Genomic DNA, 15,677 nt, shown 5'->3' on the forward strand with positions numbered 1-15,677 from the left:
GTTCCCCTTAATCAGTAAAGAATGCAATCCTTTTTCCCTCAGAAACATCTTAAAAATTATCCTTTGACAGCAACTGCTTCAATTTCAAATAAACCATCTTTTGGCAACTTGGCTACTTCTACACAAGAACGTGCAGGCAAAACTTCTGAAAAGTAATTCCCATAGATTTCGTTAATTTTGCTAAAATCAGACATATGTTGTAAAAACACCGTTGTTTTCACAACATTATCATAGGTCATCTCGACCTCTTTTAAAATCGAACCTAAATTGATAAAAGCTTGTTTTGCTTGTTCTTCCACTGTAGCCTTCATTTCACCCGATTGCGGATCTAATCCTAGTTGTCCAGAAATGTACAACGTATTTCCCGCTAAGACAGAATGTGAATAAGGTCCTACAGCAGCTGGTGCCTGTGCAGAATTAATCATTTTGTTTGTCATCGTTTTCCTCCATTCTATGATTCTTTATTTTCAATTAAAGTCCCTGTTTTTCCAGATAATCCTTCTTTGGCTTTTTCTAATAACGTAATCAATGTTTTTCGACCTGGCTTAGATTCAGCAAACTTAATCGCTGCTTCAACTTTTGGTAACATTGAACCTGGAGCAAACTGACCTTCTTGCGCATATTGTTTCATTTTTTCTGTTGAAATATTCCCTAGGGCTTCTTGATTTTCTTTACCAAAATTAATACAAACTTTTTCAACTGCTGTTAAAATCACGAGCAGATCAGCATCTACTTGTTCAGCTAGTCGTTCACTACAAAAATCTTTGTCGATGACTGCATTTACACCTTTTAGTCGGTTCCCTTCTTGAATGACTGGGATGCCACCACCGCCGCCAGCAATGACTGTTTGGCCAGCATCAACCAATGTTTGAATCGTGAGAAGTTCGACAATATTTTTTGGTTTAGGAGAAGCGACGACTTGGCGATAACCACGGCCAGCATCTTCCATCACTTGTATATTTTTTTCTTTGACTAATTGTTCTGCTTCTTCTTTTGTCATGAAGCGGCCAATTGGTTTCGTTGGTTTTTTGAACGCCGGATCATTTTCATCCACGACCACTTGAGTGACTATGGTGGTGACGGCTTTACTTATATTTCGTTGACGCAACTCTTCTTGTAGCGCATTCTCTAAATCATAGCCAATGTAACTTTGACTCATGGCTACGCACATGGATAACGGAACAACTGGATATTGTGGATTATTAAAGGAAAATTCTTCCATAGCTAATTGAATCATCCCCACTTGAGGACCATTGCCATGAGATAAAATAACTTCATATCCTGCTTCAATCAAATCTGCAATCGCTTTGGAAGTCTGTTTTACGGCAGTCATCTGCTCCGTCAAATTATTTCCTAAAGCATTGCCACCTAAAGCTACTACGACGCGTTTGCCCATTGCTTCACCTCATTTTCTGTTTTATAAAAAGGACGATGCTTTTTCTTTTTCACAACGAGTTTTCGTATTAACTGTCTGTTGTCGTTGCATGAAGTCAACGCACATGACTAAGCGTTCTTGACTCGAGACAATCACACATTCATGAATAGACTTGGGAAGGTCTTATTTGTTCATGTTGAAGAGGCAACTTCTAATGATTCATTGTGTAAAGAAAAAGCATCTGTCTTCATGCCAAATTCATTATTTTACTTCTCTTGGTGTCGCTTTATCCGCTAAGTCTGTTAAGGTTTTTTGCGGATTTTTTACTTTACTTAAGAAAATCATAGCCGCAATAACATACGGTTTGTAGCTAGCTTCTTTGTAAAGTTCGACCCGATAACGATCGAAAACAGAAGCTTCCACTTCGCCTTCTTCACAACTTACGCCAGTAATATCAGCTGGTAGACAATGCATATACAAAGCTTTGCCGTCTTTCGTTGTTTTCATCAATTCTTCTGTACATTCCCAATCTTTGTGCTTTTTATTTTGAGACAGTAATTCTTGTTCTAATTGATCAATTCCTGCTTGGTCACCATTGCCATATAATTCAGTTCTCTTTTCCATTGCCGCAAAAGGTGCCCAGCTTTTCGGATAAACAACATCCGCATCTTTGAATGCTTCTGCCATACTATTCGTTTTAGTAAAGTTTCCACCAAATTCTGCCGCATTTTTCTTCGCAACTTCTTCTACTTCTGGCATAATTTCATAACCTTCTGGATGTGCTAAAACGACATCCATTCCTAAACGGGTCATTAGACCAACAATTCCTTGAGGAACAGATAATGGTTTTCCATAAGATGGTGAATACGCCCAAGTCATGGCAACTTTTTTCCCTTTCAGGTTTTCAATGCCACCAAATTCATGAATTAAATGCAACGCATCCGCCATTGCTTGCGTCGGATGGTCAATATCACATTGTAAATTCACTAACGTTGGGCGTTGTTCTAATACCCCATCTTTATATCCTTCTTGGACAGATTCTGATACTTCGTGCATGTAAGCATTGCCTTTACCAATGTACATGTCATCACGAATACCAATGATATCAGCCATAAAAGAAATCATGTTTGCTGTCTCACGAACAGTTTCTCCGTGAGAAATTTGGCTTTTTCCTTCGTCTAAATCTTGAACTTCTAAGCCCAAAAGATTACACGCTGAAGCGAAACTAAAACGTGTTCTTGTAGAGTTGTCGCGGAATAAAGAAATCCCCAAGCCACTATCAAAGATTTTAGTTGAAATATTATTTTCTCTTAAATAGCGTAATGTATCGGCAACTGTAAAAACAGCTTCTAATTCATCTCTTGTTTTTTCCCAAGTTAGGAAAAAGTCATTTTCGTACATTTTTTCAAATTCTAATTTATCTAATTTCTCAATATATTCTTTAAACGTTTCCATTCCATCTGCTCCTTTTTGCTTATCTAATAATCCTTTACTTAACCACAATAGACCGTTGGTAATGCCGCATAAACGGCTGCACAACGAACCAAATCATCTTTCCAAGTTTTTTCATTTGGTGCATGTGCTTGTGCTTCCGCCCCTGGCCCGAAACCAATACAAGGAATGCCATTACGTCCCATAATTGAAACGCCATTTGTTGAGAAGGTCCACTTATCTAACAATGGGCGTTCTTCACGCATTTCCACTGTTTCTACAGAGCCTTTCCGTGTTTCTCCATAGAGATTTTTATGCGTTTCCATCAAGGCTTTTGTTACATCATGATTTTCTGGAATGACCCACGTTGGGAAATAACATTCAATTTCATAAGTTAAATCAGTATAAGAAGGACGATCATAGTTGTACATTGAAACCGTCACATCATCTCCATATTTTTTAACAGCTGGTAAATTGCGAATTTCTTCTAAACAACTTTCCCAAGTTTCTCCAGCAGTCATTCGACGGTCTAGTGAAACGGTACAGCCATCCGCAACAGCACACCGACTTGGTGAAGAATGGAAAATTTGCGAAACAGTCACCGTACCACGTCCTAAGAAACGGGCTTCTTGCCACTCTGGATTGTACTTAGGATCTAACATACGAACTAAACCACGAATCGCTGTGCTTTCTGTATCTCCATTGTTGTTTAAGGCACGAACATCTTGTAAGATATCCGCCATTTTGTAAATGGCATTATCTCCACGTTCTGGAGCTGAGCCATGACACGAAACGCCTTTGACATCAACTTTAATTTCCATTCGGCCTCGTTGACCACGATAAATCCCACCATCTGTTGGCTCTGTTGAAACAACAAATTCTGGACGGATACCGTCTTCTTTGATAATGTATTGCCAGCATAAACCGTCACAGTCTTCTTCTTGGACAGTAACTGTTACTAAAGCAGTATATTTTTCTGATAATAGACCTAAATCTTTCATGATTTTAGCGCCATAAATAGCCGAAACAATCCCGCCCTCTTGGTCAGACGTACCGCGACCACCGATCTCAGTTTCTGTTTCATAGCCATCGTAAGGATCAAATTTCCAGTTACTCATTTCACCAATTCCGACAGTATCCATGTGCCCATCAAAAGCAATTAATTTTTCACCAGACCCCATATAACCAAGTAAATTTCCTTGAGGATCAATGTCAATTTTATCGAAACCTAATTTTTCCATTTCGGCTTTTGCTCGCGCAATTTTGTTGCCTTCTTCTGCACTTTCTCCTGGAATTTTGACAAGGTCTCTTAAAAATTTGACCATATCTTCTCTGTAACCTTCTGCTGCTGCATTTACTGCATTAAAATCCATTCCTTTTACCTCCATAAAATTTTTTTATAATTGTCTGGATCAGTGTCCCCTTCGGTAGAAAACATTAAAACGTTTGACGTCTCATCCAGTTGCAATGCCTCACGTAATTCTTGATAGTCGGGATCTTGCATCACTGTAGCTACTAAGCCCATTGCTACTGCCCCAGATTCGCCTGATACAACTTGCGGATCCCCTTTTAATGGCGCGCCCAACATACGCATTCCTTTTTCAGAAACCCAATCTGGTGCTGAAACAAAGAAGGATGTATGATTTTTTAGAATATCAAAAGAAATCGTATTAGGTTCTCCGCATGCTAAGCCAGCCATAATTGTCTGTAAATCACCATCGACAAAGCGAATTTCTCCGTCTTTTTTAATTGCTGATTGATATAAACAGTCAGCCGCCTGTGCCTCAACTACGACCATAATCGGTGGGTTTTCTGGAAAAGCATTAGCAAAATAACCAATCACTGCACCAGCTAAACTGCCGACACCAGCTTGAACAAAAACATGACTAGGTCGTTCAGAGCCAAATTTTCTTAATTGTTGAGAGGCTTCTAATGCCATCGTTCCATATCCTTGCATAATCCAAGTCGGAATTTTTTCATATCCGTCCCAAGCGGTGTCTTGAACCATGACACCGTTTTCAGTTTCTTCGGCCATTTTATTAGCCATTCGCACACATTCATCGTAATTAACTTCTTCAATTGTGACGATTGCGCCTTCTTTTTCAATATTTTCTTTTCTCGTCTGTGTTGAACCCTTCGGCATGAGTACAACTGATTTTTGACCTAATTTATTCGCAGCCCAAGCGACTCCTCGTCCATGGTTGCCATCAGTTGCTGTAAAAAACGTAGCTTGTCCAAAAGCTGATCGTAATTGATCAGAAGTTAATTCATCATATGTTAGTTCCGAAACATCTTTCTTTAATTTTTCGGCAATATAGTTAGCCATGGCAAACGAACCACCTAATACTTTAAAAGCATTTAAACCAAAGCGATAAGATTCATCTTTAACAAAGAAATCATTTAACCCCAGATACGCGGCCATATGATTCAATTCTGCTAATGGTGTTTCTGAATACTGTGGAAAACTTTTGTGAAAAGCCAAAGCTTTCTCAATTTTTTCTTTAGACATCAGAGGTAAGTACTTATCCTCCGTCTTCGGCATGTCATTTGCTGTCCATTTAATTTTTTCCAAAAATACTTCTCCTCCTTCTATTTTTAAGTTGCTTTACGAAAAACAAATTTTCCTTGATTTGCCAAGATGACTTGCCCAGCTTCAGCAACTTTTTGACCTCTTAAATAAACCATTCGAGCCTGTCCTTGTGTTTCAAATCCTTCATACGGCGTATAATCGACATTTTGTAACTGCGTTCTCGCAGCAATCACGCCGGTTGTTCTAGGATCCCAAACAACTAAATCGGCATCACTGCCTTCTTGCACCACACCTTTTTGTGGATACATCGAGAATTGTTTAGCAATATTTTCAGAAAGCAGAGCAACCATTTTTTCCAAGGTGATTCGGCCCTTCGCCACACCTTCCGTGTAAATTAATTCTGGTCTCGTTTCAACACCTGGCATCCCATTTGGAATTTTACTAAAATCATCTTCGCCAACTGTTTTTTGTCCGTGAAAATTAAAGCTGCAGTGATCTGTCGATATTGTATTGATTGCCCCCTCTTTAATCCCTTGCCACAAAGCCTGTTGATCCTCTCGTTTGCGTAGTGGCGGTGAGCAGACATATTTTGCTGCTTCAAAATTAGGCGCATCATACAAGTGATCATCTAGTAAAAGATATTGAGGGCAAGTTTCTACATAGACTGATTGTCCTCTTTGACGAGCCCGTTCCACCGCTTCTAACGATCGTTTTGTGCTTAAATGCACAATATTAACCGGCAAATCAGCCATTTCCGCTATCATCAAATATCTTGCTACCGCTTCTGCTTCAACAGCCGCCGGTCTTGATAACGGATGATAGTGCGGGGTTAGCTTTCCTTGAGAAACATATGATTGGATTAATTCATCTACTAAATCACCATTTTCACAATGAACGCCTAACATTCCATTAACTTTTTTTATTTCCTTCATCGCTTCAAAAATTTCCGCATCTGTGGTCCGCAAATTATCATAAGCCATATACATTTTGAAGGAAGTAATACCTGCAGCAATCATTTCCTGAATTTCAGCAGCTATCGTTGGTTTCCATTCAATCATGGACATATGGTAAGTATAATCACATGAACTCTTGCCTTCAGCCAATTGATTCCAAGTAGCTAAACAGTCTTTCAATGAGCCGCCTTTATTAGGTGTAGCCATATCAATAACCGTAGTCGTACCTTTGGCCACCGCCGCTTGGCTTCCAGTGGTAAAGTTATCCGCCGTACTTAACGAACCTTTGCCATTATTTAATTCCAGATGCGTATGCGCATCAATAAAGCCTGGTAATACATAACACCCCGTAACATCCTCAATCTGAGAATTTTCTACTGGTAAATTTGCCCCCATCTCTACAATTTGCTCGCCGTCAATTCGAATATCCAATTGACGACGATTATATGCAGATACGACGGTTCCACCTTTGAGCAGAATAGACATCTATTTATCCCCCAGTCGTAAATTTCCTTTTATGCTTGCATACAATAAGCATATTCTTCAATCATAGTTACCATTAATGCGATTAAATCTTCTGGTACATCTAATCCTTGATCCGTTAATTGAATTGTTGACACCGTTCCCCATAAACGCAGTAAACAAATTTTATCCACAGGATTTTGAACATAGAAACCTGAATTAGTACTGTCATAAAAATCAGATTCACTGTTAAATAAGGTAAATTTGTCTTTGTAAGGGGCACTTGCATAAGGGCAAAATGTTTCACAGTTACCACATTCGTTACACATCCGATCAACATGGACAATTTGTGGTTTTCCTTCGACATACACAACAATATTTGCTCGGTTTGGACAGACATCCATACAAGATTCACAAATTGTGGAGCATTCTAAGCAACGACTAGCTTGACTACAAGACATCTCGTCTGTCACAAGGATACCCCGTTTGTTTCTAACAAATGCGACATCACTATTTAAATTATCTTTTTCATAGTGATGATTGTGGACAAGACAAATATTATTGGTCGCTTTGGTTGCATCAGCGATTGCTTCAACAATTGTGGCTGGTCCTAAATTAGCGTCACCAATGACATAGACGCCTGGTATATTTGTTTCCAATGTTTCTTGATTTGAAACGACTTTCCCATAGTTGTCTGTGTGAATGCCTAATGCTTGGTAAAATTCTGTATCTACTTTTTCACCAACAGCGGCAATCACTGTATCAGCAGGAATATCAATCATTTCTCCTGTACCAATTGGTCGACGGCGTCCAGAGGCATCTCGTTCACCTAGGACCATTTTTTCACAAGTTAATTGTTGATTTTCATGTTTAATTGGCGAAAGTAATTCTAAAAAGTCAACGCCATCTTCTAAGGCTAAATAAAGTTCTTCTTCATCTGCTGGCATATTGCGTTTATTCCGACGATAAACCACTGAGACTTTTTTAACACCAGGTAATGTTGTGGCTGCACGAGCACAGTCCATGGCTGTATTTCCGCCACCAACGACGACAATTTGTTCTCCGTAAGGATTAATCGTTGGATTTTCTCGGTTTGCTTTTAAAAATTCTAACGAATTCAATGCTCGACCAGATTCTAAACGAAGGACCCCATGTTTCCATGCACCAATGGCATAAATAACATTCGTATAGCCTTGGTTTTTCAATTCTGCCAATGATGGCGCCTCTTGTCCTGTACGGAATTCGGCTCCCATAAATTCCGCTAACTGAACGTCTTTTTGAACAGATTCCATAGAAATTCGAAATTCTGGTACAATCTGGCTACAAACGCCCCCAATTGTCTCGGATTTTTCAAACACAGTAACAGGCATGCCTTCACGTGCTAATAAATACCCAGCAGAGATCCCAGCAGGGCCTCCACCCACAACAGCTGTTTTAGGTGCATTTTCTTTTGGCTGTGGCTTTTCTAGTGTCGTCAATAATTCATCATAAGCATGTTCAGCTGCTTCTAACTTCACTTCCCGAATATGAATAGATTCTTCATAAAATTGACGTGTACATTTAGTCATACAAGGATGTGCACAAATGGTTCCAGTAATAAAAGGCAACGGATTTTTATCGACAATTACTTGCAAGGCCTTTAAATAATTGCCTTCACTTACATAACGAAGGTAAGCAGGAATATCCTGATTGATTGGACAACCACCGTCACTTCGACAAGGAGCAATATAACAATCTGTTAACGGAACTGTTTTTCTTAGTTTGGTACTTTCTGGTAATTTAATTGATTTTTGGTAACGCGCTTGTGTTTTAGCTTTCTCAACAACTTGGGCTAATTTATCCAAGTTGACATGAACCATCTGAGGATATTCTGCTGCGCTTAATACATTAGCAACTTGATTCATTCGTTGATAGCCACCAGGTTTCAATAGCGTCGTTGCCATAGTGATTGGCCAAATCCCAGCATCAAATATTTCTTTACTATTGAAAATATCTGCACCGCCAGAATAAGAAATTTGTAGTTTCCCATCAAATGCTTCTGATAATTTTTGTGCCAATGAAATACTAAGAGGAAATAGCGAACGTCCTGACATGTACATTTCATCACCAGGTAATTCATTTGCCGCAATCGTTACTGGGAAAGTGTTCGTAATTTTAACTCCGAAGCTTAGATTTTTACTATTGGCTAATAATTGCAGACGTTGTAACATCGGTACTGCTTCTTCAAATTGTAAATCTTCTTTAAAATGGTGATCGTCAAAAACCATATAATCAAACCCTAGCTCATCCATCGTTTGACGCGCATATTCATAACCTAACATGGTTGGATTACATTTAATAAAGGAATGGAGCCCTTTTTCACTTAATAAATAGGCCGCAATTTGTTCAATTTCGTCTGATGGACAACCGTGTAAAGTCGACAGCGTAATAGAATGGCAGACTTTAGGACTAATTGCTTCGATATATAAGTCATCTACTTTTTTAAAAGAAGATAGATATTTTTTTGCAGCAGCTTGGCATTCCGCCCAAATCGGCGTTCCTTCTGCGTTCTGCATTTCGTTAATATAACGATCAATTTTTGGTGATTGAATCCCTGCCAAATCATAGCCAACACTCATATTAAAAATGAAACCATTCGGGTCACCTAGCTCGAACTCTTTACTAAGTAACTTCAAAACAAACCATGCTTTGACGTATTCATCATAAGCTTGGGGGACGCGCAATTCTGTGGACCACTCAACGTTGTAACATTCATCTGCTGCTGCGATACATGGTTTACTCACAGGTAAATCTTCTCCATCCAGTATCTGGACTGTCTTAACTTCAAAAAAACGAGAACCTGTTAAATAGGCCGCAATAATATTTTGTGCTAATTGTGTATGGGGACCTGCTGCTGGACCACAAGGGGTTTCCATTTTTTCTCCAAATAACGAAATCGTTTTTGTAGGATCCGCATGATAAAATTTACGAATGCCAAAAATTGTGCCATCTTGTTGATACTCACTAAAAATCCAATTTAACAAAGCATCAATTGAGATGGGATGCATAATATCACTCATTAACGTCACTCCTTTTATTTATAATGAAAGCTATTGATTTACTCGTTTCCAGAAAGATTGTGCTTGCGTTTGCGCATCATGCCAAACTTTCTCTTCATCAATTCCTTGAACTTCACGATTACGCATCCGAATTTCTCCATTAATCACCGTGTCAGTGACCATCCCACCATTCATGCCGAATAAAATATGCATGTTATAATTCTCTTTTGTCATTGGTGTCGGGCCATGGTAATCAACAATAATGACGTCCGCTGCTGCATCAGGTTCTAAAACGCCTAGCTTTGTTTTAAAATAGCGATTAGCCATTTGCGGATTATTATCAAACAGCATTGTGGGAATTTCTGCCCAAGCCGCATTTGGCTCAGCTAAATGATGTTTGTGGATAACATTTCCTACCTTATAAGATTCCGTCACATCATTCGTATAACCATCTGTGCCAAGACCCATCAAAATACCATACTCATTAAACATACGCATCGCAGGTGGGCAACCGACCGCATTCCCCATATTCGACTCTGGATTCGTGACCACCATTGTGTCTGTATCTCTTAGTAATTCCATCTCATGAGGTCCAATATGGATGCAATGGCCTGCCATTGTCTGTTTTCCTAAAATTCCTAAATCAAATAATCGGTTCACAATCGGCTTCCCATATTTTTTCAAAGAATCATGAACATCGGCTAAATCCTCTGCAATATGAATATGATAACCAATCCCATCTGGCGTATTGGCTGCACATAATTCTAAAGAAGCATCTGATAAAGTAAATGCTGCATGCATACCCATCATCGCTTTTTGCATATCATCATTTCTTAAGGAACTGGCTTTAATAAAGGCGGCATTTTCTTGAACTGCTTCCCGCATTTTCTGCTCACCATCGCGATCAGAAACTTCATAACAAAGGCAGGTCCGAATCCCTAACTCGTCCGCTGCATTAGATAATTGGGTTAAACTCCCTGTAATTTCTCCGTAACTAGCATGATGATCAAAGACAGTTGTAACGCCGTTGCGAATACTATCTAAATAAGCAACCTTACCACTTTGATAAGTGTCTTCTAATGTCAAAGCACGATCAATTCGCCACCATTGATCTACCAAAATATCCATGAAATTTTTAGGATGATAATTCGTTAAACTTAACCCACGTGCAAAGGTACTATAAATATGATTGTGCATGTTAATAAAGCCTGGCATAATCACTCCACCTTTAGCATCAATAAATGTCGCTTCTGGATAAGCTTGTTTTAAATCTTCTGTCGTTCCGACTTGTTTCACAACTTGACCATCAATCGCCACACACCCATTTTCAAAAAAATGATTCTGCGCATCCCGAGTGATTAAACGCCCATTTCCAATTAATAACATGTATTCTCCTCCTATTTTTCAACCTATTCCCCACAAGCGGCAAACGCTTACAAACCTATCGCTCAATCATTCACGAATATAGCTTGACTAGCTTGGCTAATCTATATCCCTACGAAATCCCTACGAAAAGCATTTGAAGCGCTTGCATTTTTTACTAACGAACTCATTAACTTGATTAAAGTATATCACCTTACCTTAAAAAAAACAATGCTACCTAAAAAATATTTTTTAGAATTTTGACAGCCGTTATCTTGTATTATTATTTTTATCATGCTATCATTATTTTTCAGAACAGGTAGTACACGACATTAAAGGATTTAGCCCTGCCTATTCCATTTAAAAATATTATGTTAAATTTGACACAATCTTATAAAAACTGTTTGTGCCAGGCACATTAGAAAGGAGCTTATTTATGTTATCCGACGAAAAACTTACTTTTTTAACACAAATTGCTAAAGGTTTAGCTGGTCAATTTGGTGAAAACTGCGAAGTCGTTATCCACCAAATCAATGAAGACAATATTAACAATTCTATTGTTTCTATTGAAAATGGTCATGTCTCTTCTCGTCATCTAGGCGATGGACCTTCTCAAGTAGTCTTAGAAGCCTTAAAAAAAGACCCTAGTGAGTTGAATGATCATATTAACTATCTGACCCGCACCCATGATGGTCGTATTTTAAAATCTAGTACAATGTATTTTAAAGATGAGAATGGTCAGCTCGATGGTATTTTTGCTATTAACTACGACATCACTACATTGATTGCTGCAGAGTCAAACTTAAAATCTTTGATTTCCACTGCAGAACCTGAAGAAGATAAAGACCCTGATTACATTCCTCAGGATGTTAATGAGTTGTTAGACGATTTAATTCATGAATCAGTCAAATTAGTTGGTAAGCCGGTCCCATTAATGACGAAGGACGATAAAATCAAGTGTATTCAATTTTTAAACAATAAAGGCGCCTTCTTAGTCACTAAATCTGGGGACAAAGTTTCTAACTTCTTCAATATTTCTAAATATACGCTATACAGTTATATTGATGCGAAATAAAAATGGAAATCGATGGACGATTTGTTGTTAAGACAAGTCGTCTATTCTCTTTTTTCCTTCACTATTCTACTTTTTCTAAAAGACTTTTTAAATAATAGTAAGAAAAAGTAAAAGGAATTAATTTTTTATTTTAGTTATGGTATGATAGATTGAGTTTAATTTAAAATAACGAAAAATTAAAGATATAGAAATTGGGGGACAACAAATGGGGATTCGAAGTCATTTAGCAATTGCTGCAGGAAAAACTTCGCAATGGGTTTTACAAACATTTTTTAAAGGCGGCAGTAGCTACCCAGGGAAATTAGCCCTAAAAATCGATCCTAAAATTTTAGATACATTGGCAAAAGACTATGAAATTGTCGTAGTCACTGGAACGAACGGCAAAACATTGACAACTGCTTTAACTGTTAACATTTTACGCCAAGAATTTGATGAGGTATTAACAAATCCAACGGGTGCTAACATGGAGCAAGGAATTGTCTCTACTTTTTTAAATGCCAAGGCGAAAAAAGGACAAAAGAAATTTGCGGTTTTAGAAATTGATGAAGCAAGTTTAAGCCGTGTCACTAAATATATTCAACCAAAATTATTTGTTTTTACGAATATTTTCCGCGACCAAATGGATCGCTATGGCGAAATCTATACGACGTATCGCTTAATTATGGAAGGCGCCGCTGCTGCTCCTGAAGCAACTATTTTGTGCAATGGTGATTCGCCAATTTTTAATTCAAAAGAAACTGTAAATCCTCGCAAATACTATGGATTTAATCATTTACCACCGAAAGAGCAATTGGCTCATTACAATACAGATGGGGTTTTATGTCCAAAATGTAATCATATTCTTCATTATAAAATGATTACGTATGCTAATTTAGGTGATTACTATTGCCCAAATTGTGGCTTCAAACGGCCTGAGTTGGATGTGCAGTTAACGGAAATGGTCCGGATGGATAATACATCTGCTGATTTTGTGATTGATGGCGAAGAATACGGCATTGCTGTTGGTGGGATGTATAATGTTTATAATGCGCTAGCAGCCACAGCGGTAGCAGAATATTATCAGGTGGCACCAGATAAAATCCGAGCAGGCTTAGCTTATGATGAAAAAGTTTTTGGGCGTCAAGAAACCATTAAAGTTGGCGATAAAGAATGTACGTTAGTTTTAGTAAAAAATCCCGTTGGTTTAAATCAGGTCATTGATATGATGGGCTTAGCCCCTTACTCTTTCTCGCTGGTTTCATTATTAAATGCCAATTATGCAGATGGAATTGATGTCAGTTGGATTTGGGATGGTAATCATGAAGCCTTTGCTGATATGGACATTCCAAAAGTAATTGCTGGCGGTGATCGCCATGAAGATATGGCCTTGCGTTTAAAAGTTGCGGGTATTCCTGAAGAAAAATTACTAGAAATTCCTGATTTGGAGCAAGTAATTTCAGAAATTAAAACGTTGCCGACAGATCATGTCTATATTTTGGCAACCTATACTGCTGTTTTGCAATTAAGAAAATCATTAACAGCCCAAGGGTATATTCAAGGGGGAATGAATGGTGTCTAAAGAATTAGTCGTTTGTCATTTATATGGCAACTTATTAAATACTTACGGAGATAACGGAAATTTATTGATGCTTAAATATTTAACCGAAAAAATGGGCGTTACCTTCCGATCAGAAATTATCAGTATCTACGAACCGTTTGATCCCGAAAAATATGATTTAGTCTTTGTTGGTGGCGGTCAAGACTTCGAGCAATTGATCATCTCAGAAGACATTCAGAATAAAAAAGAAGCTTTGACTTCTTATATTGAAAATGATGGCGTCTTGTTAGCTATCTGTGGTGGTTATCAACTTCTAGGACATTACTATGTCGGCGCACAAGGCGAAAAAATTAAAGGAATCGGTGCATTAGATCATTACACTTTGAGCCAAGACAACAATCGTTTCATTGGTGATATCGAAATTTATAATGAAGAATTTGATGAAACGTATTATGGTTTTGAAAATCATAATGGCATGACTTTTTTAGGCGAAGGTGAACGACCTTTAGGAACAGTCAAACAAGGCAAAGGCAATAACGGTCAAGATAATGGCGAAGGCGTTGTCTATAAAAATGTGTTTGGCTCCTACTTCCACGGTCCAATCTTAGCACGCAACAAAAATCTAGGGATTCGGTTAATTCGGACCGCTTTAGAGAAAAAATATGGTGAACCGATCGCTATTCCTGAAACGCTTTATAAATAAAAGAAGAATCTAGTTCCTACATATAGGACTAGATTCTTTTTCATTTCTCCGACAACTATTTACATCTTTACAAAATATAGTAAGATAAAGAGGTGCATTTAAAATCGAGAATTTCTCGGACTGGTTCGGAAACTTCCCAGAATAAAAAACTAAGTATCTCTCAATACTAACTCAAGTCATAGCTTTTTTAACAAGAGTTATCATTTGCAGTTAACGAAAAAGGAGGATTGGAAAAAATGCAAAAAGTAATTATTGATTGTGATCCTGGAATTGATGACACGCTTGCTCTCTTGTATGCACTTGCTTCACCAGAGCTAGATGTCCAAGCGATTACAGTTGTTTGTGGAAATGTCCCTGTGGAAATTGGCGTGGGAAATGTTTTTAAATGTTTAGAAAAAGTTAATCGCTTAGATATTCCTGTCTACCAAGGGGCTGCTAACCCTTTAAAACGGCCATTTGTTAGTGCACAAGATACACATGGCATGGATGGTTTAGGTGAAACATATTTCCCCAGAACTAGCAAAATTCAAGCACAAGCGCTTTCCGCTGCTGACTATTTAGCACAAACCTTTCAACAAGCTACCGATTGCTCAATCATTGCCCTTGGTCCTTTAACAAATATTGCTTTAGCTTTAAAAAAAGAACCTCTTCTGGGGCGAAATCTTCAACGTTTTGTCTCAATGGGTGGTACCTTTAAAAGCCACGGCAATTGCTCTCCTGTTGTAGAATTTAATTATTGGTGTGATCCTGATGCAGCAGCTTGGGTTTTTGAGAAATTAGGTGCAAAAATCGAAATGGTCGGCTTAGATGTCACACGAGAAATTGTTTTTACACCAACAATTCTCAATTATTGCCAACGACTCAACCCCAAAATGGGGAATTACCTCGCTGAGATTACTCAATTTTATTTTGATTTTCATTGGAAATATGAACGTATTTTAGGGTGTGTTATCAACGATCCCTTAGCGGTTGCTTATTTTATTGATCCTACGCTCTGCCAAGGCTTTTCCAGTTACGGACAAATTGTTCCTGACGGCATTGCTATGGGGCAATCAATGATCGATCAATATCATTTCCAGCAGCAACCAGCTAATTGTCATGTCTTGACTACGGTTGATAGTCAACAGTTTTTCGTGAAGTTTCTATCCATTCTTTTAAATGTACAAATAGATGAGATCGAAAGAGATTTCAAAAATTTAAGGATGGGATAA

The 15,677-nt window shown here is 38.2% G+C and carries 12 protein-coding genes and 1 riboswitch; of the genes, 4 read left to right on the top strand and 8 right to left on the bottom strand.

What is annotated here, in order from left to right; all coding sequences use genetic code 11:
• Positions 1-56: 56 nt before the first annotated feature.
• The 8 genes from IGK70_RS10440 to ssnA all read right to left on the bottom strand — a co-directional run bounded on the left by IGK70_RS10440 (position 57) and on the right by ssnA (position 11,175).
• Entirely contained in the window at positions 57-437 is a 381-nt protein-coding gene (locus tag IGK70_RS10440) for a RidA family protein (protein ID WP_002356593.1), read from the bottom strand.
• A gap of 14 nt (positions 438-451) precedes the next feature.
• Complete coding sequence (arcC, locus tag IGK70_RS10445; protein WP_002359647.1) at positions 452-1,396, bottom strand: carbamate kinase; 945 nt, start codon at positions 1,394-1,396, stop codon at positions 452-454.
• Positions 1,397-1,636: 240 nt separating this feature from the next.
• Positions 1,637-2,830, bottom strand: coding sequence for a knotted carbamoyltransferase YgeW (gene ygeW, locus IGK70_RS10450; RefSeq protein ID WP_002359643.1), 1,194 nt, complete (start codon positions 2,828-2,830; stop codon positions 1,637-1,639).
• Between the two features lie 38 nt (positions 2,831-2,868).
• Positions 2,869-4,194, bottom strand: coding sequence for a YgeY family selenium metabolism-linked hydrolase (locus IGK70_RS10455; RefSeq protein ID WP_002362247.1), 1,326 nt, complete (start codon positions 4,192-4,194; stop codon positions 2,869-2,871).
• Positions 4,185-5,378 carry a diaminopropionate ammonia-lyase gene (dpaL, locus tag IGK70_RS10460; RefSeq protein WP_002367133.1) on the bottom strand — a complete coding sequence of 398 codons (1,194 nt, stop codon included), beginning with the start codon at positions 5,376-5,378 and terminating at the stop codon, positions 4,185-4,187. Before dpaL ends, IGK70_RS10455 begins: the two co-directional genes overlap by 10 nt.
• 23 nt (positions 5,379-5,401) lie before the next feature.
• Positions 5,402-6,775 carry a dihydropyrimidinase gene (gene hydA, locus IGK70_RS10465; protein ID WP_002362250.1) on the bottom strand — a complete coding sequence of 458 codons (1,374 nt, stop codon included), beginning with the start codon at positions 6,773-6,775 and terminating at the stop codon, positions 5,402-5,404.
• 29 nt (positions 6,776-6,804) lie between these two features.
• Positions 6,805-9,810 (bottom strand): putative selenate reductase subunit YgfK, encoded by a 3,006-nt coding sequence (gene ygfK, locus IGK70_RS10470; protein WP_104855568.1) that lies wholly within the window; start codon positions 9,808-9,810, stop codon positions 6,805-6,807.
• A gap of 30 nt (positions 9,811-9,840) precedes the next feature.
• Positions 9,841-11,175 carry a putative aminohydrolase SsnA gene (gene ssnA / locus IGK70_RS10475; RefSeq protein WP_002368903.1) on the bottom strand — a complete coding sequence of 445 codons (1,335 nt, stop codon included), beginning with the start codon at positions 11,173-11,175 and terminating at the stop codon, positions 9,841-9,843.
• 412 nt (positions 11,176-11,587) lie between these two features.
• On the opposite strand from ssnA, the gene IGK70_RS10480 reads away from it, so the two are divergent.
• The 4 genes from IGK70_RS10480 to IGK70_RS10495 all read left to right on the top strand — a co-directional run bounded on the left by IGK70_RS10480 (position 11,588) and on the right by IGK70_RS10495 (position 15,677).
• Positions 11,588-12,226 (top strand): helix-turn-helix transcriptional regulator, encoded by a 639-nt coding sequence (locus IGK70_RS10480; RefSeq protein ID WP_002381503.1) that lies wholly within the window; start codon positions 11,588-11,590, stop codon positions 12,224-12,226.
• Between the two features lie 205 nt (positions 12,227-12,431).
• A complete protein-coding gene (locus tag IGK70_RS10485) occupies positions 12,432-13,784 on the top strand; it encodes a Mur ligase family protein (RefSeq protein WP_002362254.1) in 1,353 nt (450 codons plus the stop codon).
• Positions 13,774-14,466: a type 1 glutamine amidotransferase gene (locus IGK70_RS10490; RefSeq protein ID WP_002356583.1), complete on the top strand. Its 693-nt coding sequence runs from the start codon at positions 13,774-13,776 to the stop codon at positions 14,464-14,466. Before IGK70_RS10485 ends, IGK70_RS10490 begins: the two co-directional genes overlap by 11 nt.
• A 114-nt stretch (positions 14,467-14,580) precedes the next feature.
• A riboswitch (PreQ1 riboswitch) is annotated at positions 14,581-14,625 on the top strand.
• Positions 14,626-14,702: 77 nt separating this feature from the next.
• On the top strand, positions 14,703-15,677 hold the full coding sequence (locus IGK70_RS10495; protein ID WP_220421701.1) for a nucleoside hydrolase: 975 nt from the start codon (positions 14,703-14,705) through the stop codon (positions 15,675-15,677).

The organism is Enterococcus sp. DIV0358, from assembly GCF_051713465.1.
GTDB lineage: Bacteria > Bacillota > Bacilli > Lactobacillales > Enterococcaceae > Enterococcus > Enterococcus faecalis.

What these genes read in the sequence shown, in the direction of transcription:
- IGK70_RS10440 (WP_002356593.1), bottom strand. Translation starts at nt 437, where the DNA reads ATGACAAACAAAATGATTAATTCTGCACAGGCACCAGCTGCTGTAGGA.
- arcC (WP_002359647.1), bottom strand. Translation starts at nt 1,396, where the DNA reads ATGGGCAAACGCGTCGTAGTAGCTTTAGGTGGCAATGCTTTAGGAAAT.
- ygeW (WP_002359643.1), bottom strand. Translation starts at nt 2,830, where the DNA reads ATGGAAACGTTTAAAGAATATATTGAGAAATTAGATAAATTAGAATTT.
- IGK70_RS10455 (WP_002362247.1), bottom strand. Translation starts at nt 4,194, where the DNA reads ATGGAGGTAAAAGGAATGGATTTTAATGCAGTAAATGCAGCAGCAGAA.
- hydA (WP_002362250.1), bottom strand. Translation starts at nt 6,775, where the DNA reads ATGTCTATTCTGCTCAAAGGTGGAACCGTCGTATCTGCATATAATCGT.
- ygfK (WP_104855568.1), bottom strand. Translation starts at nt 9,810, where the DNA reads ATGAGTGATATTATGCATCCCATCTCAATTGATGCTTTGTTAAATTGG.
- ssnA (WP_002368903.1), bottom strand. Translation starts at nt 11,175, where the DNA reads ATGTTATTAATTGGAAATGGGCGTTTAATCACTCGGGATGCGCAGAAT.
- IGK70_RS10480 (WP_002381503.1), top strand. Translation starts at nt 11,588, where the DNA reads ATGTTATCCGACGAAAAACTTACTTTTTTAACACAAATTGCTAAAGGT.
- IGK70_RS10485 (WP_002362254.1), top strand. Translation starts at nt 12,432, where the DNA reads ATGGGGATTCGAAGTCATTTAGCAATTGCTGCAGGAAAAACTTCGCAA.
- IGK70_RS10490 (WP_002356583.1), top strand. Translation starts at nt 13,774, where the DNA reads ATGGTGTCTAAAGAATTAGTCGTTTGTCATTTATATGGCAACTTATTA.
- IGK70_RS10495 (WP_220421701.1), top strand. Translation starts at nt 14,703, where the DNA reads ATGCAAAAAGTAATTATTGATTGTGATCCTGGAATTGATGACACGCTT.